This window comes from Haloplanus aerogenes (assembly GCF_003856835.1).
GTDB lineage: Archaea > Halobacteriota > Halobacteria > Halobacteriales > Haloferacaceae > Haloplanus > Haloplanus aerogenes.
In genome coordinates, this window is record NZ_CP034145.1 from 606,321 (window position 1) to 619,396 (window position 13,076).

19 protein-coding genes are annotated in these 13,076 nt (G+C 68.0%); 11 read left to right on the forward strand and 8 right to left on the reverse strand.

Features of this window, described 5'->3' with window-relative positions:
- Positions 1 to 81 precede the first annotated feature (81 nt).
- Both DU502_RS03150 and DU502_RS03155 read left to right on the forward strand, forming a co-directional pair.
- A complete protein-coding gene (locus DU502_RS03150; protein ID WP_121919823.1) occupies positions 82 to 858 on the forward strand; it encodes a helix-turn-helix transcriptional regulator in 777 nt (258 codons plus the stop codon).
- Between the two features lie 38 nt (positions 859 to 896).
- Positions 897 to 1,424, forward strand: coding sequence for a DUF5817 domain-containing protein (locus DU502_RS03155; RefSeq protein ID WP_121919822.1), 528 nt, complete (start codon positions 897 to 899; stop codon positions 1,422 to 1,424).
- Positions 1,425 to 1,626: 202 nt separating this feature from the next.
- On the opposite strand, the gene hmgA is transcribed toward DU502_RS03155, so the two are convergent.
- Positions 1,627 to 2,844: a hydroxymethylglutaryl-CoA reductase (NADPH) gene (hmgA, locus tag DU502_RS03160; RefSeq protein WP_121919821.1), complete on the reverse strand. Its 1,218-nt coding sequence runs from the start codon at positions 2,842 to 2,844 to the stop codon at positions 1,627 to 1,629.
- An 80-nt stretch (positions 2,845 to 2,924) separates the two neighbouring features.
- On the opposite strand from hmgA, the gene DU502_RS03165 reads away from it, so the two are divergent.
- Complete coding sequence (locus DU502_RS03165; protein WP_121919820.1) at positions 2,925 to 3,377, forward strand: YbhB/YbcL family Raf kinase inhibitor-like protein; 453 nt, start codon at positions 2,925 to 2,927, stop codon at positions 3,375 to 3,377.
- On the opposite strand, the gene DU502_RS03170 is transcribed toward DU502_RS03165, so the two are convergent.
- Entirely contained in the window at positions 3,374 to 3,895 is a 522-nt protein-coding gene (locus DU502_RS03170; protein WP_121919819.1) for an archaemetzincin family Zn-dependent metalloprotease, read from the reverse strand. The two genes, DU502_RS03165 and DU502_RS03170, sit on opposite strands and share 4 nt — an antisense overlap.
- A 39-nt stretch (positions 3,896 to 3,934) precedes the next feature.
- Here DU502_RS03170 and DU502_RS03175 point away from each other — a divergent pair, with 39 nt between their 5' ends.
- The 6 genes from DU502_RS03175 (at position 3,935) to npdG (ending at position 7,307) form a co-directional block, all read left to right on the forward strand.
- Positions 3,935 to 4,348 (forward strand): UPF0146 family protein, encoded by a 414-nt coding sequence (locus tag DU502_RS03175; protein WP_121919818.1) that lies wholly within the window; start codon positions 3,935 to 3,937, stop codon positions 4,346 to 4,348.
- Positions 4,349 to 4,404: 56 nt separating this feature from the next.
- Positions 4,405 to 5,019, forward strand: a complete 615-nt coding sequence (locus DU502_RS03180; RefSeq protein ID WP_121919817.1) for a beta-class carbonic anhydrase — start codon at positions 4,405 to 4,407, stop codon at positions 5,017 to 5,019.
- Between the two features lie 48 nt (positions 5,020 to 5,067).
- Positions 5,068 to 5,433, forward strand: a complete 366-nt coding sequence (locus DU502_RS03185; protein ID WP_121919816.1) for a VOC family protein — start codon at positions 5,068 to 5,070, stop codon at positions 5,431 to 5,433.
- 46 nt (positions 5,434 to 5,479) lie between these two features.
- A complete protein-coding gene (locus DU502_RS03190) occupies positions 5,480 to 6,340 on the forward strand; it encodes a TIGR01548 family HAD-type hydrolase (protein WP_121919815.1) in 861 nt (286 codons plus the stop codon).
- Between the two features lie 2 nt (positions 6,341 to 6,342).
- Positions 6,343 to 6,516 (forward strand): DUF7534 family protein, encoded by a 174-nt coding sequence (locus DU502_RS18105; protein WP_166033616.1) that lies wholly within the window; start codon positions 6,343 to 6,345, stop codon positions 6,514 to 6,516.
- 122 nt (positions 6,517 to 6,638) lie between these two features.
- Positions 6,639 to 7,307 (forward strand): NADPH-dependent F420 reductase, encoded by a 669-nt coding sequence (gene npdG, locus DU502_RS03195; protein ID WP_121919814.1) that lies wholly within the window; start codon positions 6,639 to 6,641, stop codon positions 7,305 to 7,307.
- Here npdG and hisE read toward each other — a convergent pair.
- From hisE to DU502_RS03215, 4 genes are all read right to left on the reverse strand, one after another.
- Complete coding sequence (gene hisE, locus DU502_RS03200; RefSeq protein WP_121919813.1) at positions 7,304 to 7,612, reverse strand: phosphoribosyl-ATP diphosphatase; 309 nt, start codon at positions 7,610 to 7,612, stop codon at positions 7,304 to 7,306. The genes npdG and hisE overlap by 4 nt on opposite strands.
- Positions 7,609 to 8,238 carry a pyridoxal 5'-phosphate synthase glutaminase subunit PdxT gene (gene pdxT / locus DU502_RS03205; RefSeq protein WP_121919812.1) on the reverse strand — a complete coding sequence of 210 codons (630 nt, stop codon included), beginning with the start codon at positions 8,236 to 8,238 and terminating at the stop codon, positions 7,609 to 7,611. The genes hisE and pdxT overlap by 4 nt, the downstream gene beginning before the upstream one ends.
- The gene (locus DU502_RS03210; RefSeq protein WP_049935049.1) at positions 8,239 to 8,400 is read right to left on the reverse strand and encodes a preprotein translocase subunit Sec61beta; all 162 of its coding nucleotides are present in this window, start codon (positions 8,398 to 8,400) and stop codon (positions 8,239 to 8,241) included.
- A 73-nt stretch (positions 8,401 to 8,473) separates the two neighbouring features.
- Complete coding sequence (locus DU502_RS03215) at positions 8,474 to 9,880, reverse strand: hybrid sensor histidine kinase/response regulator (protein WP_121919811.1); 1,407 nt, start codon at positions 9,878 to 9,880, stop codon at positions 8,474 to 8,476.
- Between the two features lie 227 nt (positions 9,881 to 10,107).
- Between DU502_RS03215 and DU502_RS03220 the strand changes: the two genes are divergently transcribed.
- Together DU502_RS03220 and DU502_RS03225 are read left to right on the forward strand one after the other, a co-directional pair.
- The gene (locus DU502_RS03220; protein WP_121919810.1) at positions 10,108 to 10,374 is read left to right on the forward strand and encodes a thioredoxin family protein; all 267 of its coding nucleotides are present in this window, start codon (positions 10,108 to 10,110) and stop codon (positions 10,372 to 10,374) included.
- A 74-nt stretch (positions 10,375 to 10,448) separates the two neighbouring features.
- Entirely contained in the window at positions 10,449 to 11,069 is a 621-nt protein-coding gene (locus DU502_RS03225) for a methyltransferase domain-containing protein (protein WP_121919809.1), read from the forward strand.
- Positions 11,070 to 11,105: 36 nt separating this feature from the next.
- Here DU502_RS03225 and DU502_RS03230 read toward each other — a convergent pair whose 3' ends face one another.
- Together DU502_RS03230 and DU502_RS03235 are read right to left on the reverse strand one after the other, a co-directional pair.
- Positions 11,106 to 11,558, reverse strand: a complete 453-nt coding sequence (locus DU502_RS03230) for a type IV pilin (RefSeq protein ID WP_121919808.1) — start codon at positions 11,556 to 11,558, stop codon at positions 11,106 to 11,108.
- Between the two features lie 15 nt (positions 11,559 to 11,573).
- Complete coding sequence (locus DU502_RS03235; protein ID WP_121919807.1) at positions 11,574 to 13,016, reverse strand: DUF7096 domain-containing protein; 1,443 nt, start codon at positions 13,014 to 13,016, stop codon at positions 11,574 to 11,576.
- Between the last annotated feature and the right edge of the window lie 60 nt (positions 13,017 to 13,076).

Below are 13,076 nucleotides of genomic sequence, written 5' to 3' on the forward strand. Positions count from 1 at the left end.
CCACTCGCGCCGGAATCGCGGGCCAGCATGGTGAATCACGCGTGGGTTTTAACCCCGTCACCGTTCAGGATTTACGAAGGAATGCCGGACACCGCGCTCGAATATCTGGCTGGCTCGTCCGTTCGGCCAGCGACTCTCGCGGCGTTCCGGGAGCACGGTCGGCTCTCGCTCCGGAATCTGGACGACCGAGTGTCGGCCTCCCGGCGCACGCTCAAGCGCACGCTGACCACGATGGAGTCGCGTGGCTGGATTCGGCGGGTCGACGGCGTGTACGAGTTCACGGCGCTCGGCGATGCTATCTTCGACGCCTACGAGACGTTCCGGGACCGTGAACGCCTCGCCGAGCGTGTTCGGCCGTTTCTGGAACACACTCCCGCCGAGGCGTTCGACCTCGATATCGACGCCCTGGCCGACGCGAACGTGGTCGCTCCCGACGACGATCCGACCGCGCCGGTCGACCGACTGATGGAACTGCGCGCCGAGGCGGCACGGCTCCGGGAGTACGCCCCCTTTCTCCTCATCGATAGCGTCCGACAACTCGCCGCCCGCGTCGACAACGGGCAATCAGCACCGGACGTGACGCTCGTGCTCGAAACCGGGCGTCCGGGTGGGACCACCCCCGAGTACCGCGAGCGTTTCGAGACGCTGGCGTCCGCCCCCAGCGTCGACATCTGTCGCTATCCCGACGGCGTCCCGTTCGCGTTCGGCGTCGCCGACGGCCACGCGTTCATCGGCGCGGCGGACCTCGACGGCATGCCCTGTGCGCTGCTCGAAGGCGACTCGCCCGAACTCGTCGCGTGGGTCGAGCGGACCCTCGACGACTACCTCGACGCGGCGAAGCCACTGACGCCCGAGTAACCCTGCCGTTCATTACCCGGACCGCGCAACTCCCCCGTATGTACGCGGTGGTCGGCTGCAACGACTGTCACGCGCTGTGGTTGCTCGAAGACCCCGACGCGGCCGAGACGGCGACCTGTCCCCGGTGCCAGCGGCGACACCGGACGGCGAAGCTCAAGCGCCTGTTCACGGCCGACGACCGCGATACCGCCCGTGAGGCGCGGGCGGCGATGCTCGCTGACGCCGCCGACGCGACGGACGCCTTCGACTCCACCCCCTCCGTGGCCGAGATGGAGGTCGACACCGACGCCGCCGTCGTCGACGACGACGAGTATCTCGACGCGGCCGGCATCGACGCCGACGAAGTCGCCGCCGCGGGCGAGCGGTCGACGGCCGGACGTGGGTCGCGGAGCCGCCCCGACATCGTCCGCGACGCCCTCCGCACGCTCGACGCGCCCGACGAAGACGACGTGGTGGCGTACGCGAGCGAACACGGCGTCCCCGAAGACGCGGCGGTCGACCTGCTCGACCGGCTGGTTCGACGGGGAGAGGTAACCGAACACGGCGGGACCTACCGGCTGTTATAACGCGCCGAGCAGGCGGGCGATGGTGAGCGCCGACGCGACGATGCCGAGGAGGAGTTTCACGAGGCGGAGCCACCGCGCGGCGCGCGCTGTCGGTGGGGAGTCGGCGTCGGACATAGTGAGTCACCGGCCGAGGCCGGGTCTGGACCGAGACGCCGACGCCGACTAAACCCGAGCCACAGCCGCTCGGTGAAACTGAAGGTAGTCAGCGCCCCAGCGACTCGTGGGCCGAGGAGAGGTGGCGGGAGCCGAGCGCCGCGAGCAGGGAGAGTTCGCCCGCGAGGGCGCCGACGGCGACACATTCGGCGAGGGCGTCGGCGTTCGATCCCGGCGGGTCGCCGCCGCCTGCCACGCCCAGCAGTTCCAGTCCCTCGCCCTGTGTCGGGAGTTTCGTCCCGCCGCCGACCGTCCCGACTTCCAGACTGGCGAGCGAGACGGAGACGTAGAGGCCGTCTTCGCGCACTTCGGCGGTCGTGATGGCGTTCGATCCCTCGACCACCTGCGCCGCGTCCTGCCCCGTCGCGAGGAACATCGCGGCGACGACGTTGGCGACGTGGGCGTTGAAGCCGAGACTCCCCGCCTTCGCGCTCCCGACGAGGTTCTTGCGCGTGTTCACTTCGGCCACCGCTTCGGGCGTCGTGTGCAGGCGCTCCTCGACGGTGTCCCGGGGAATGACCACGTCGGCGGTGACGCTTCGACCCCGCCCCTCGACGGCGTTGATCGCCGCGGGCTTCTTGTCCGTACACAGGTTGCCCGAGAGGGCGATCAGCGAGGCGGTCGTCGCCGCCTCCACCTCCTCGGCGGCCGCCCGGGTGGCGATGGTGGCCATGTTCATCCCCATCGCGTCCTTGGTGTCGTAGCGGAACCGGAGGAAGACCGAGTCGCCGACGACGTAGGGGGTCACGTCCGTCAGTTCGCCGTGACTCGTCGTCGCCTCGGCGGCCTCGCGGAGGGCGTCCTCGTTGTCCCGCACCCACTCGACGAGCGCTTCGGCTTCGGCCACGTCGTCGACGCGGAAGACGGGTGCGCGGGTCATCCCCGATTTGGTGACACGGGCCGTCGCACCGCCGGCGGCGTCGATGACGGAACAGCCGCGGTTGACGCTGGCGAGGAGCGCCCCCTCCGTCGTCGCCATCGGGAGGTAGCGCTCGCCCTCGACCGCACCGCCGTGGACGGTGACGGGGCCGGCGACGCCCATCGGGATCTGGGCCGCGCCGATCATGTTCTCGATGTTGGCGTCGGCGCGGTCGGCCGGGAAGCCGTACGCGCCGACGGCGTCGAGGTCGACGCCAGCGTCCGATTCGACGAGTCGCCGCCGGGCGGTCGCCGCCGTGTCCGCGTCGGCGTGTTCTTCGAGTTCGTGGAAGCGGAGGTCACCGTCGCGGACGCGCCGAATCAGGTCGTCCACGTTGTCCTCGGTCATGCCCGATCCGTGGCGGCCCCGGCGCCTAAGCGTTACCGATGCGCCCAAAAGGTAAACTCGCCCGCCGACGATTCTAGAGTATGGAGCTATCCAGCCCTGCGTTCCGAGACGGCGACCCCATCCCCGAGGAGTACGGCTACACCGAAGGCAACGTCAACCCGCTGCTGGAGATTTCGGACGTGCCGAGCGAGGCCGAATCGCTCGTCCTCGTCGTCGACGACCCCGACGCGGTCGAACCCGCGGGGAAGATCTGGATTCACTGGCTGGTGTGGAACGTCGACCCGACGCGCAAGCGGATTCCGGAGGACTGGTCGACCGACACGTCGTCGGCCGTCGAAGGCGAGAACGACTACGGCGAGGTGGGCTACGGCGGCCCCAACCCGCCGGACCGCGAACACACCTACCGCTTCCGCCTGTTCGCGCTCGACGACACGCTCAACGTGCGAGAAGGCGGGTCGCTCGACGACCTCGAACGGGCGATGGAAGGCCACGTCGTCGACGAGGCGCTCTACGAGGGGACTTACGCGCCTTAAAACAGCGTCCGGTTACAGGAGCCACACAGCGTCTCCTCTTTCTTGTCGACCTCGCGGACGGTGGGCGAGAAACTCATCACGCAGCGTTCGTTGTCGCAGTGTTCGAGGCCGACGGTATGGCCGATCTCGTGAACGATCTCCTTGCGGACGCGGTCCGCGAACACTTCCGACTGGGGTTTGGAGGTGATGCCGCCGTCGGAGGAGGTCTGGAGGCGATAGGTGGAGACGACGGAGCCGTTGCCGTTGAGGTAGGCGAGGCCGAACACGTAGTTGCGGCGGCGGTAGTAGAGGTCTTCGGGGGTGATGCCGATGTTCTTCTCGCCGGAGCCGATTCGACTCGCGAGTTCGATGAACTCCTCGGCCCGGTACTGCTTGCGGCTTCGGTCGTACGCGCCGTCGGGGATGGGTTGCGCGTCGTGGACGCTCACCTCGCAGTCGTAGACGGACCGAAGCCCGGCAGAAGCCTCGCGTTTCACCTGTGCCGGAACGTCCCCGATCGGCACGATGTCGACGAGCATAGAAGGCGTTAAGCGCGGCCCCGCTATAAACATCCCGACGTGACGGCCGCGCGCTCGGAACTCGCTACCCGCCTCGCCGCCTACGACCGCCTCCTCGAAGTCGGCATCGGCCGGCGTCCGGAGGTAGCGGCCACCCTCGTCGACGCCGGCTGTGCGGTGACCGCTATCGACGTGTTCGACGCTCCCGTCCCCGACGGCGTCGACTTCGTCCGCGACGACGTGGTCGCGCGGGCCGAACGGCTGGACGGCCACCCCGGCGATCCCTACCACGTCGACGCCGTCTACGCCCTGAACTGCCCGGCCGAACTTCAGCGACCCGCCCGCGACGTGGCCCGCGCCGCCGGCGCCGACTTCCTGTTCACCACCCTCGGCTTCGAGGAACCCGTGATCCCCGTCGACCGCGAGACGGTGGGCGGGGAGACGTTGTATGCCGCCACTGTGCGTCATAGATAGCGGGAACCGTTGCCGACGTGTCAACGTGCATCATGGTCGCCCCCGTACGGGTAGCTATGTCTGGCGGAGACCACGACCACGACCACGAACCGGGCCACCACCACGAGGGCGTCGACGCCGGCGTCGAGGCTCGCGACGACTGGGCGCGCCGCCGACGCAAGGGGATTCCCACCGACAAGCAACTCCTCGTCGTCGCCTGCATGGACGAGCGCATCCCCGTCGAAGAGGCGCTCGGCCTCGACCTCGGCGACGCCCAGATCTACCGCAACGCCGGCGGGAAGGTGACCGACGACGTGATCCGCTCCGCGGCGCTCACGACCCAGTTTTTCGACACCGAGGAGATCATCGTCGTCAACCACACCGACTGCGGTATGATGAGCGCGCCGGACGACGCCGTCGTCGAGGGACTGGAAGCCGCCGCCGGCGGGAGCCTCGACGACGTGGCCCTCGATCCGTCCCTCCCCGATCTGACCATCGGCGACGCCGCCGTGGCCGACTGGGTGCGCATGACGGACGATATCGACGAGGCCTGTGCCGCGCAGGTTCGCTATCTGGAGGAACACCCGCTGATCGACGCCACGGTCCACGGGTACATCTACGAGGTGGAGAGCGGCCACCTCCGCCACCCCGGCGGCCGCATCGCCGAGGAGATCAGCACTCGCGTCGAGTAATCCCAGCCGTTCGTTTACGTTTATCACCCTCCCGCCGCATCGAACCCCATGGACGTTCTCCACACCGCCATCGAAGTGTCGGATCTCGACTCGACTCGCGCGTTCTACGAGGATCTGCTCGGCCTCGAACGGTCCCGTGAGTACGAGAAGGACGGCGTGAAAAACTACTACGTCACCGGCGCGGGACCGGGCGAACTCCAGTTTCGGGTCGTCGAGTCGGTACCCGATCCTGCGGGCATCGAGCACATCGCCATCGTGGCCGACGACGTGGACGCCACCGTCGAGGAAGCCGTCTCGGCGTTCGGCGTCACCGTCGAACAGGAACCGCGGACGCTGGAGCGCGTGAACCGCCGTCTCGCCATCCTGACCGACCCCGACGGGTACGAGATTCACCTGATCGAGGATCTGGACTAGCACCGGGGATGGAAAGGCACTTGCCCCGACGACGCCGCCACCGTATATGGACGTAGATGCGGTCGTCCTCGACATCGACGGGGTGCTCGTGGACGTGGCGGACTCCTACCGCCGCGCCATCGTCGAGTCCGTCGACCGGGTGTACGGGCAGACGGTCGACGACGCGGCGATTCAGCAGTTCAAGAACGCCGGCGGCTTCAACAACGACTGGGAACTCACCTACGCTGCGGCGCTGTTCGTCCTCGCGCACGACACGGGTTACGACGCCGACGTGACGGCGTTCACCGACGCCATCGCGGAGGCGGGTGGCGGCCTCGACGCCGCCGAAGCGGTGATCCGTGACGCCGCCGTCGACGACGCAGCCGTCTTCGATCGCTGGAGCCCCGACCGCCTCCGCGACGTGTTCCAGGCGCTCTACCTCGGTGCCGACCTCTACCGCGATCTGGAGGGCGGCGAGCCACCGTTCGAGACGCGGGGCTACATCCACGACGAACCCGTCCTGATCGAGGCGGCGACCATCGACGCCCTCACCGACCGGTTCGCCGTCGGCGTGTTGACGGGGCGCCCCGCCGCCGAAGCCGAAATCGCGCTCGACCGCGTCGGTCTCTCCGTTCCCGACGCCCACCGGTTCACGATGGACGACTGGGAAGAGGGCAAACCCCACCCCCGCGCGCTGGTGACGCTGGCCGAGCGACTGGACGCAGCCAGCGTGGCTTTCGCTGGCGACACTCTCGACGACGTGCGCACCGCCGTCAACGCCGCCGAGGCCGACCCCGACCGGACGTACCACGGGATCGGCGTCCTCACCGGCGGCCTGACCGGTGAAGACGGGCGACGAGCGTACGAGGACGCCGACGCCGCGGCGGTGGTCGAGACGGTGAACGACCTGCCTGATTTACTGTCGTGAGCATGTCCCCCGACTGGCCCCGCTTTCTCGCCGTCTTCGCCGTCCTCCTCGTCGTCGTGTTCGTCGTCGGCGCCGTCGTCTCGCCGCCCGATCCGTACACGCAACTCCGTGCGGTCGGTCCGGGCGTCGTCGTCGCCCTCGTCGTCGCGTATCTGGTCGCCATCGGCGGAGAATAGGGCCACTCCCGACAGTTAGGAGGTATCGTAGCTGTCGATAGACGCTCGCCGGGCCACGGAGAGCGTCTATCACGACCTCCGATAATCCTAACTCTTACCTCTGCCGGGTCCGGATTCCGACCATGCGAATCGCACTACTCGGCGGGACCGGCGACATCGGTGAAGGGCTCGCCCTCCGGTGGGCCTACCACACCGACCACGAAGTCGTGATCGGCTCCCGCGACCCGGACAAGGCCCGCGCGAAAGCCGAGGAGTACGAAACCGAACTGTCGAGCCGTGGCGTCGACTGCAAGATCAACGGCTTCGAGAACGCGATGGCGGCCGACCGAGCGCGGGTGGTCGTCCTCGCCGTCCCCGCCTACCACGTCAGCGACACCGTCGAGGCCATCGCCGACAGCCTCGACGACGAGACCATCCTCGTCACGCCCGCGACGGGGATGCAACGCGACGACGCCGGCTTCCACTACAACCGCCCCGGCGCGGGGAGCGTGACGGAACTCGTCGCCGGCGCCGCCCCCGCCGACGTGCCCGTCGTCGGCGCGTTCCACAACCTCGCGGCCGGCCGGCTGGCCGATCTGGACGCCGACCTCGGCATCGACACCCTCCTCGTCGCCGACGACCCCGACGCCAAGGACATCGTGCGCCTCCTCGCCGACGGCATCGAGGGGCTTCGCCCCCTCGACGCCGGCGGCCTCGCCAACGCCGCCGAAATCGAGGCGTTGACGCCGCTCCTGATCAACGTCGCCATGAACAACGACGACCTCCACGACCTCGGCGTTCGGTTCGACTAGAACCGGTCTTTCAGTTCCGCTCGCAGGTCGTCGACGGTCAGATCCTTCATCGCCAAGAGAACGAGCAGATGGTAGACCAGATCGGCCGACTCCGCCACGAGTTCTTCCCGGTCGTCGTCTTTCGCCGCGAGAATGACCTCGGTCGCCTCCTCGCCGATTTTCTCCAACGTCGCGTTCTCGCCTTTCTCGTGGGTGAACAGCGACGCGGTGTAAGAGCCCTCGGGGAGTTCGTCCCGGCGATCCTCGATGGTGGCAAAGAGGGCGTCGAGGACGGCCTCGGTATCGGCGTCGGCGTCGTCGCTCACGCTTCGGCCTCCGCTTCAGTGTCGGCGTCGGCGTCGAGTCGGTCGAACAGCGCCAACCGGTGGATGCGGTAGTCGTCGGTGAGTTCGGGGTGGAACGCCGTCGCCACCACCGGTCCGTCACGCACCGCGACCGGGCGGCCCTCCCACGTCGCCAGCACCTCGACTCCCGGCCCCACCTCGTCGACGACGGGCGCACGGATGAAGACGGCGTGGAAGGGGTCGTCGAGGCCTGCCACGTCGAGGCCGGCCTCGAAGCTGTCGACCTGTCGACCGAAGGCGTTGCGGTCGACTTCGGCGTCGAGCAGATCCAGCGTCTCGACTCGGTCGTCACGGGCGTCGCGCGAGGCGACGATCAGGCCGGCACAGGTCGCGAGAATCGGCTTCCCGGCCTCGGCGTGGGCGACGATTTCCTCGTCGATGCCCTCCAGCCGCAGAAGCCGGGAGATAGTCGTCGATTCGCCGCCGGGGAGCGCGAGGGCGTCACAGTCGGGGACGATCCCCGAGTCGCGGATCTCGACCACCTCGACGTCGTATCCCGTGGCGGCCGCTGCCCGTTCGATTGCGTCGACGTGTTCGCTCACGTTGCCCTGAACGGCCACGACGCCGATCCGAACGCCCGCCGACATTTACAGCGAGACGACGTTCAGAATCTGCACGAGGACGCCGAAGAGAACGCCGAACGCGACCACGGTCTTGGGGTCGATCCGGATGGCGTTACGGTCCTCGGCGTCGAAGTAGCGAACGAGGCCCGCACTCGACATCAGGCCGCCGCTCTGGCTCCCACTCATGTGTAGGAGTGAGGACTTCCCTCGCCTAAGCGTTTCGGCTCGCATCTCCGCTCGTCGTCCGTCGGCCGACGCGTTACGCCGTCGCGGTCCCCGACACCTCGAAGCGCGCTCCCCCGGCGAACGCGGTCTCGACGCCAATATCCCACCCGTGTGCCTCGGCGATCCGTTCACAGATCGCCAGTCCGACACCCGTGCCGTCGGGGTCGGTCGAGTGTCCCATCTCGAATATCGACGTTCGTTCCGTGGTCGGGATTCCCGGTCCGTCGTCTTCGACGTAGAATCCGCCGTCGAACCGGCCGACCCTGACGGTCGGCGTGGGACCGCCGTGATCGACCGCGTTTTTGAACAGGTTTTCGAACAGTTGCTGGAGTTTCCCCCGATCCGCCACGATCATCGCGTTCTCCTCGATTCGCAGTGTGGCGCTCCCGGTCGGGACGACGCTCCACGCCTCCTCGGCCACGTCCCGGAGGTCGATCGGTTCGGGTTCCACAGTTTCGTCGTCTTCCTGTGCCAGCGACACGATGGAGTCCAGTAGCTCCTCCATTCGATCGAGTCCCCGCTTGGACGCGTCGAGCCCCGAGTAGTCGCCGGTTTCCAGCGCCATTTCGACGTTTCCGCGCGCGACGGTGAGCGGATTGCGCAGGTCGTGTGCGAGGCCCGCGATGTGTTCTTTCAACTGCTGGTTCTGTTCGAGGAGGATCTGTTCTCGATGGCGCGGGGTCTCGTCGCGTGTGATCTTGGCGTACCCCGTCACGTCGCCATCGTCGTAGAGGGCCACGATGGTCACGTCGGCCCGGAACATCGAGCCGTCCTTGTGAACCCGCCAGCCCTCGTCACGGACCCGCCCCCCGGCGGCCGCCTCGCGGAGGTTCCGCTCGGGTACGCCGGCGTCCACGTCCGCGTCGGTGTAGAAGATCGAAACGTGTTCGCCGATGATCTCGTCGCGCGTGTACCCTTTGATCGTCTCCGCCCCCGGATTCCACGTCCGGACGTGGCCGGTCTCGTCGAGCAGGAAAATCGCGTAGTTCTCGACGGCGTCGACCAGCAGTTCGAACTGGGTGTCGTCCCGGTGTGACGCTCTCTGGGCCCCTGCCTCCGCCCGACATCTGGCCACGACGGTTCGAATGCAGTCGGTTAGTTCCCGGTGCTGGGGTGTTTCCCTCCGCTTTCGGAGGTAGTCGGTCGCTCCATCGGTGATCGCGTCGCTCGCGATCGCCTCACTTCCCCGGTCGGTAAAGAGGACGACCGGTAGCGTCGGCCAGCGTTCGCGGATGGCGTCGAGCAGATCCCGGCCGCTCGCCTCCAGTCCGTACTCGCAGACCACACAGTCGATATCGTCGGTTTCGAGACGAGACAGCGCGTCGTCGGCGCCGTCCGCGAGCCGAACGACGATGTCGTCGTGGTGGTGACGGATGGACTCGCGGATCGGCGTCGTGACCGTCTCGTCGTCCACCAGCAGGACGCTGATGTCGTCGGTCATGGGAGCCGTTTCCTCCCCCCGTTTCCCGTCGTTTCGCCGTGCCCATCGCTACGCGAGATGACGTGTGTGGTTGTCGGGCACATACAGCCGGACGGTCGGCACGCCCCGGTATTATTATGGAGACGGTAATCCGGCGATAGGCACCCGTTAACTTATAAGCTCGTCCGATGGCGATTCGCCGAAGGGCAAACGCTTATCCGGGTGCCACCGGTACCGCGGGACGGATCATGACCGTTCGACTGCTCGATTTCTACGCCGACTGGTGTGGACCGTGCGACGCACAGGAGCCGATTCTCGAGGAGCTGGTCGCGGATTACGGGAACGTCGAGTTCGAGAAGATCGACGTCGAACAGGATCAGGACACCGCCAACGCGTACCAGGTGCAGTCCCTCCCGACGGTCGTCGTCGAGAACGACGACGGCGTCGTCGAACAGTTCGTGGGCGTCACCCAGCGCCCGGCCATCGAGGACGCGCTGGAACGCGCCGGCGTCTGAACTTCTCCGAATCCACGGGCGCCCCGCCCACGAATCCCCACCGTTATGCCGATCCAATCCCAACCGGGGTTTAAATGGGCATTCTCGAAGACAAATCTCGGGCGCGGCTGTTCTACAAGTATCTCTCGAAGGTGTACGACCAGGTCAACCCGTTCATCTGGAACGAGGAGATGCGCGCGGAGGCGCTCGAAATCCTCGATCTCGCCCCCGACGACCGGGTGCTCGACGTGGGCTGTGGCACCGGCTTCGGCACCGAGGGTCTCCTCCAGTACACCGACGACGTCCACGGCCTCGACCAGAGCATCCACCAGATGGAGAAGGCGTTCGAGAAGTTCGGTCGGACGGACCGGGTGAACTTCTACCGCGGCGACGCCGAGCGCCTGCCCTTCGCGGACGACAGCTTCGACGCCGTCTGGTCCTCGGGTTCGATCGAGTACTGGCCCAACCCGGTCGACGCGCTCGCGGAGTTCCGACGGGTCGTGAAACCCGGCGGCTCGGTGCTCGTCGTCGGCCCCAACTACCCACGCAGTTCGGTGTTCCAGCGGCTCGCCGACGCCATCATGCTCTTTTACGACGAGGAGGAGGCCGACCGCATGTTCGCCGAGGCCGGCTTCGAGGACATCACGCACGTGACGATGGGCCCGTCCTACAACCCCGAGATCGCGATCACGACGCTGGCGACGCTGCCCGAGTAGCGTAGCGAAACTGACGACGTTCGATCGTTACGATAGCTACACGGTGGCCGACAGCGTCACCAGCCGCCGCCCGCCGTACCGGAGTTCGACCGTCACGCGAGCGCCAGCCACGAGCGGCGGATAGTTGGTCGACGCGACCTGGAGTGACGCCCGTTCGCCGACGTTCCACGTCGGCTCGGTGGCGGGGTTGAACGGTCCGGTCGGCCCCGACCGGAACCCCCGCGCGGCGAAGAATGGGACTGGGGGTTGGTGACGGAGGGGGTCGCCGTCGACGCGGACGACCACGTCGAGGCGGCGCACGTCCAGCGGATCACCTGCCCGGTGTGCGAGAACGAGTCGGTCCCCGTCGACCGCGAGAGTCACGCCGGCGGTGACCGGCGCCGTGGGAAGCGCGCCGAGGCCGACGGCCGCGACGGTGGTGCCGAGGACGAGAACGACCACGGCGGCGACGGGCGGTCCCGTGGTGACTGCACGGTCACGGTCGGCCATGGGCGCGGTGGCGCCCTATCGGTGATAAACGTCGGCGAGTGCGGCGCTCGTCGGGGTCGGGGTCGGCGTGACAGTGCCGTTCGGCGTCGCCGTTCCGTTCGTCGCCGTCTCGTTGCCGTTCTCGCCGCCAGTGTCTCCCGTCTCGGCCTGCGCCTTCACCCGCGGCGGCGCCCCCGGATCGACGACGACGTCGACGGACTCGCCACGCCCATCGACGGTGACGGTGTACTGGCGGTACGGCGAGAGCGTCCAGAGGACGCCGTCGTCGCCCGTCGTGCCGAGTTGTCTCGGCGTCCCCGTCTCGACGGCCAGCGAGATGGCGGCGTCGACCGGTTCGCCCTCGTCGTCGACGACGCGGATCTGTGAGGGGCCGCCGGGATACGTCTGGTTCACCACGACCCGGATGTTCTCGCCGGCCCGCTCGACCCGCTGATCCGCGACCATCGAGGCGAGCGGGCGGCGCTGGTGTTCGGCGTAGACGACGCGCGCGTTGCTGTCGACGAAGGCCGTCAGGTCGCCGCGACTGTGGGCGATGCGGACGGGGTAGGTCTCGCCGCCGCCGAACACCTGCGTCTGTTCGCGTGTCGTGTTCCAGATGACCGGATAGCTCGACGATACGATGTCGAGCGCCACCTCGAGTTCGATAGCGTCACCCTCGCCGTTCCGGAGGTCGCCGCGGTAGGATTCGCGGATGTACGTGTCGTCGAGGATGGTCGTTACGGTAACGCTCTGGGGGCCGGTCGCGATGTAGAATCGGTGGGGGGCGGCCTCGCCCCGGAGGACGGTCTGTGCGTGGGCCCGCACCGGCCCGGTGAACGCGGAGAGGCGGTTGCCGATGGAGGCCAGTCGGCCCCGGTTGATGTCGAATCCACGCGTGTCGGCGGCGAGCGCTTCGATCCGGCTCCGGCGGTCGTTGAGTTCCTCGGCCGCGATGCTGACACGAACGAGCGAGACGAGCAGTTCGCGCGCACTGAGTTCGCCGCGACCGTACGCGGCGACGGCGGCCGTCTGTCGCTCGTCGAGTTGGTCGACCTGCCGTTCGAGGTCGATCAGTGCCGTCCGGAGGCGATCACGACGATCTGCGGTCGTGTTGGCGGCCTCGACGCGTTCGACCATCGCGAGCGTCCGGAGGCGGTTGGTCGTCGCGTTCGTCGATAGCCCGAGTGCGGGGCCGAGATCGACGTACTGTTCCTCTACCCCCCACCGCTCGACCGATCCGGGCGGCACGTCGAGCACGTTGATCTGCTGACGGCCTGCTTGCCCGCTGGTCTGGGCGACGGCTGGCGGGAGGGCTGCGGGGGGTGGTGCGTCGCGTTCGGGGAGTGGGGAGGAGACGCCAGTGGGGTCGTCGGCCGTCGCGGCCGCCGAGCCAACCACCGACGTGGGGAGGCCGCCGGTCGCCCCGACCACGGCGGAGCAGACGAGGAGGGCGGCCGCGATGACGGGGAGGGCTCTCATCGCCCGGCGGTACAGCCGCCTGATACTAATAAGGTCCGTTGTACAAGTCGGGCCCGGCAG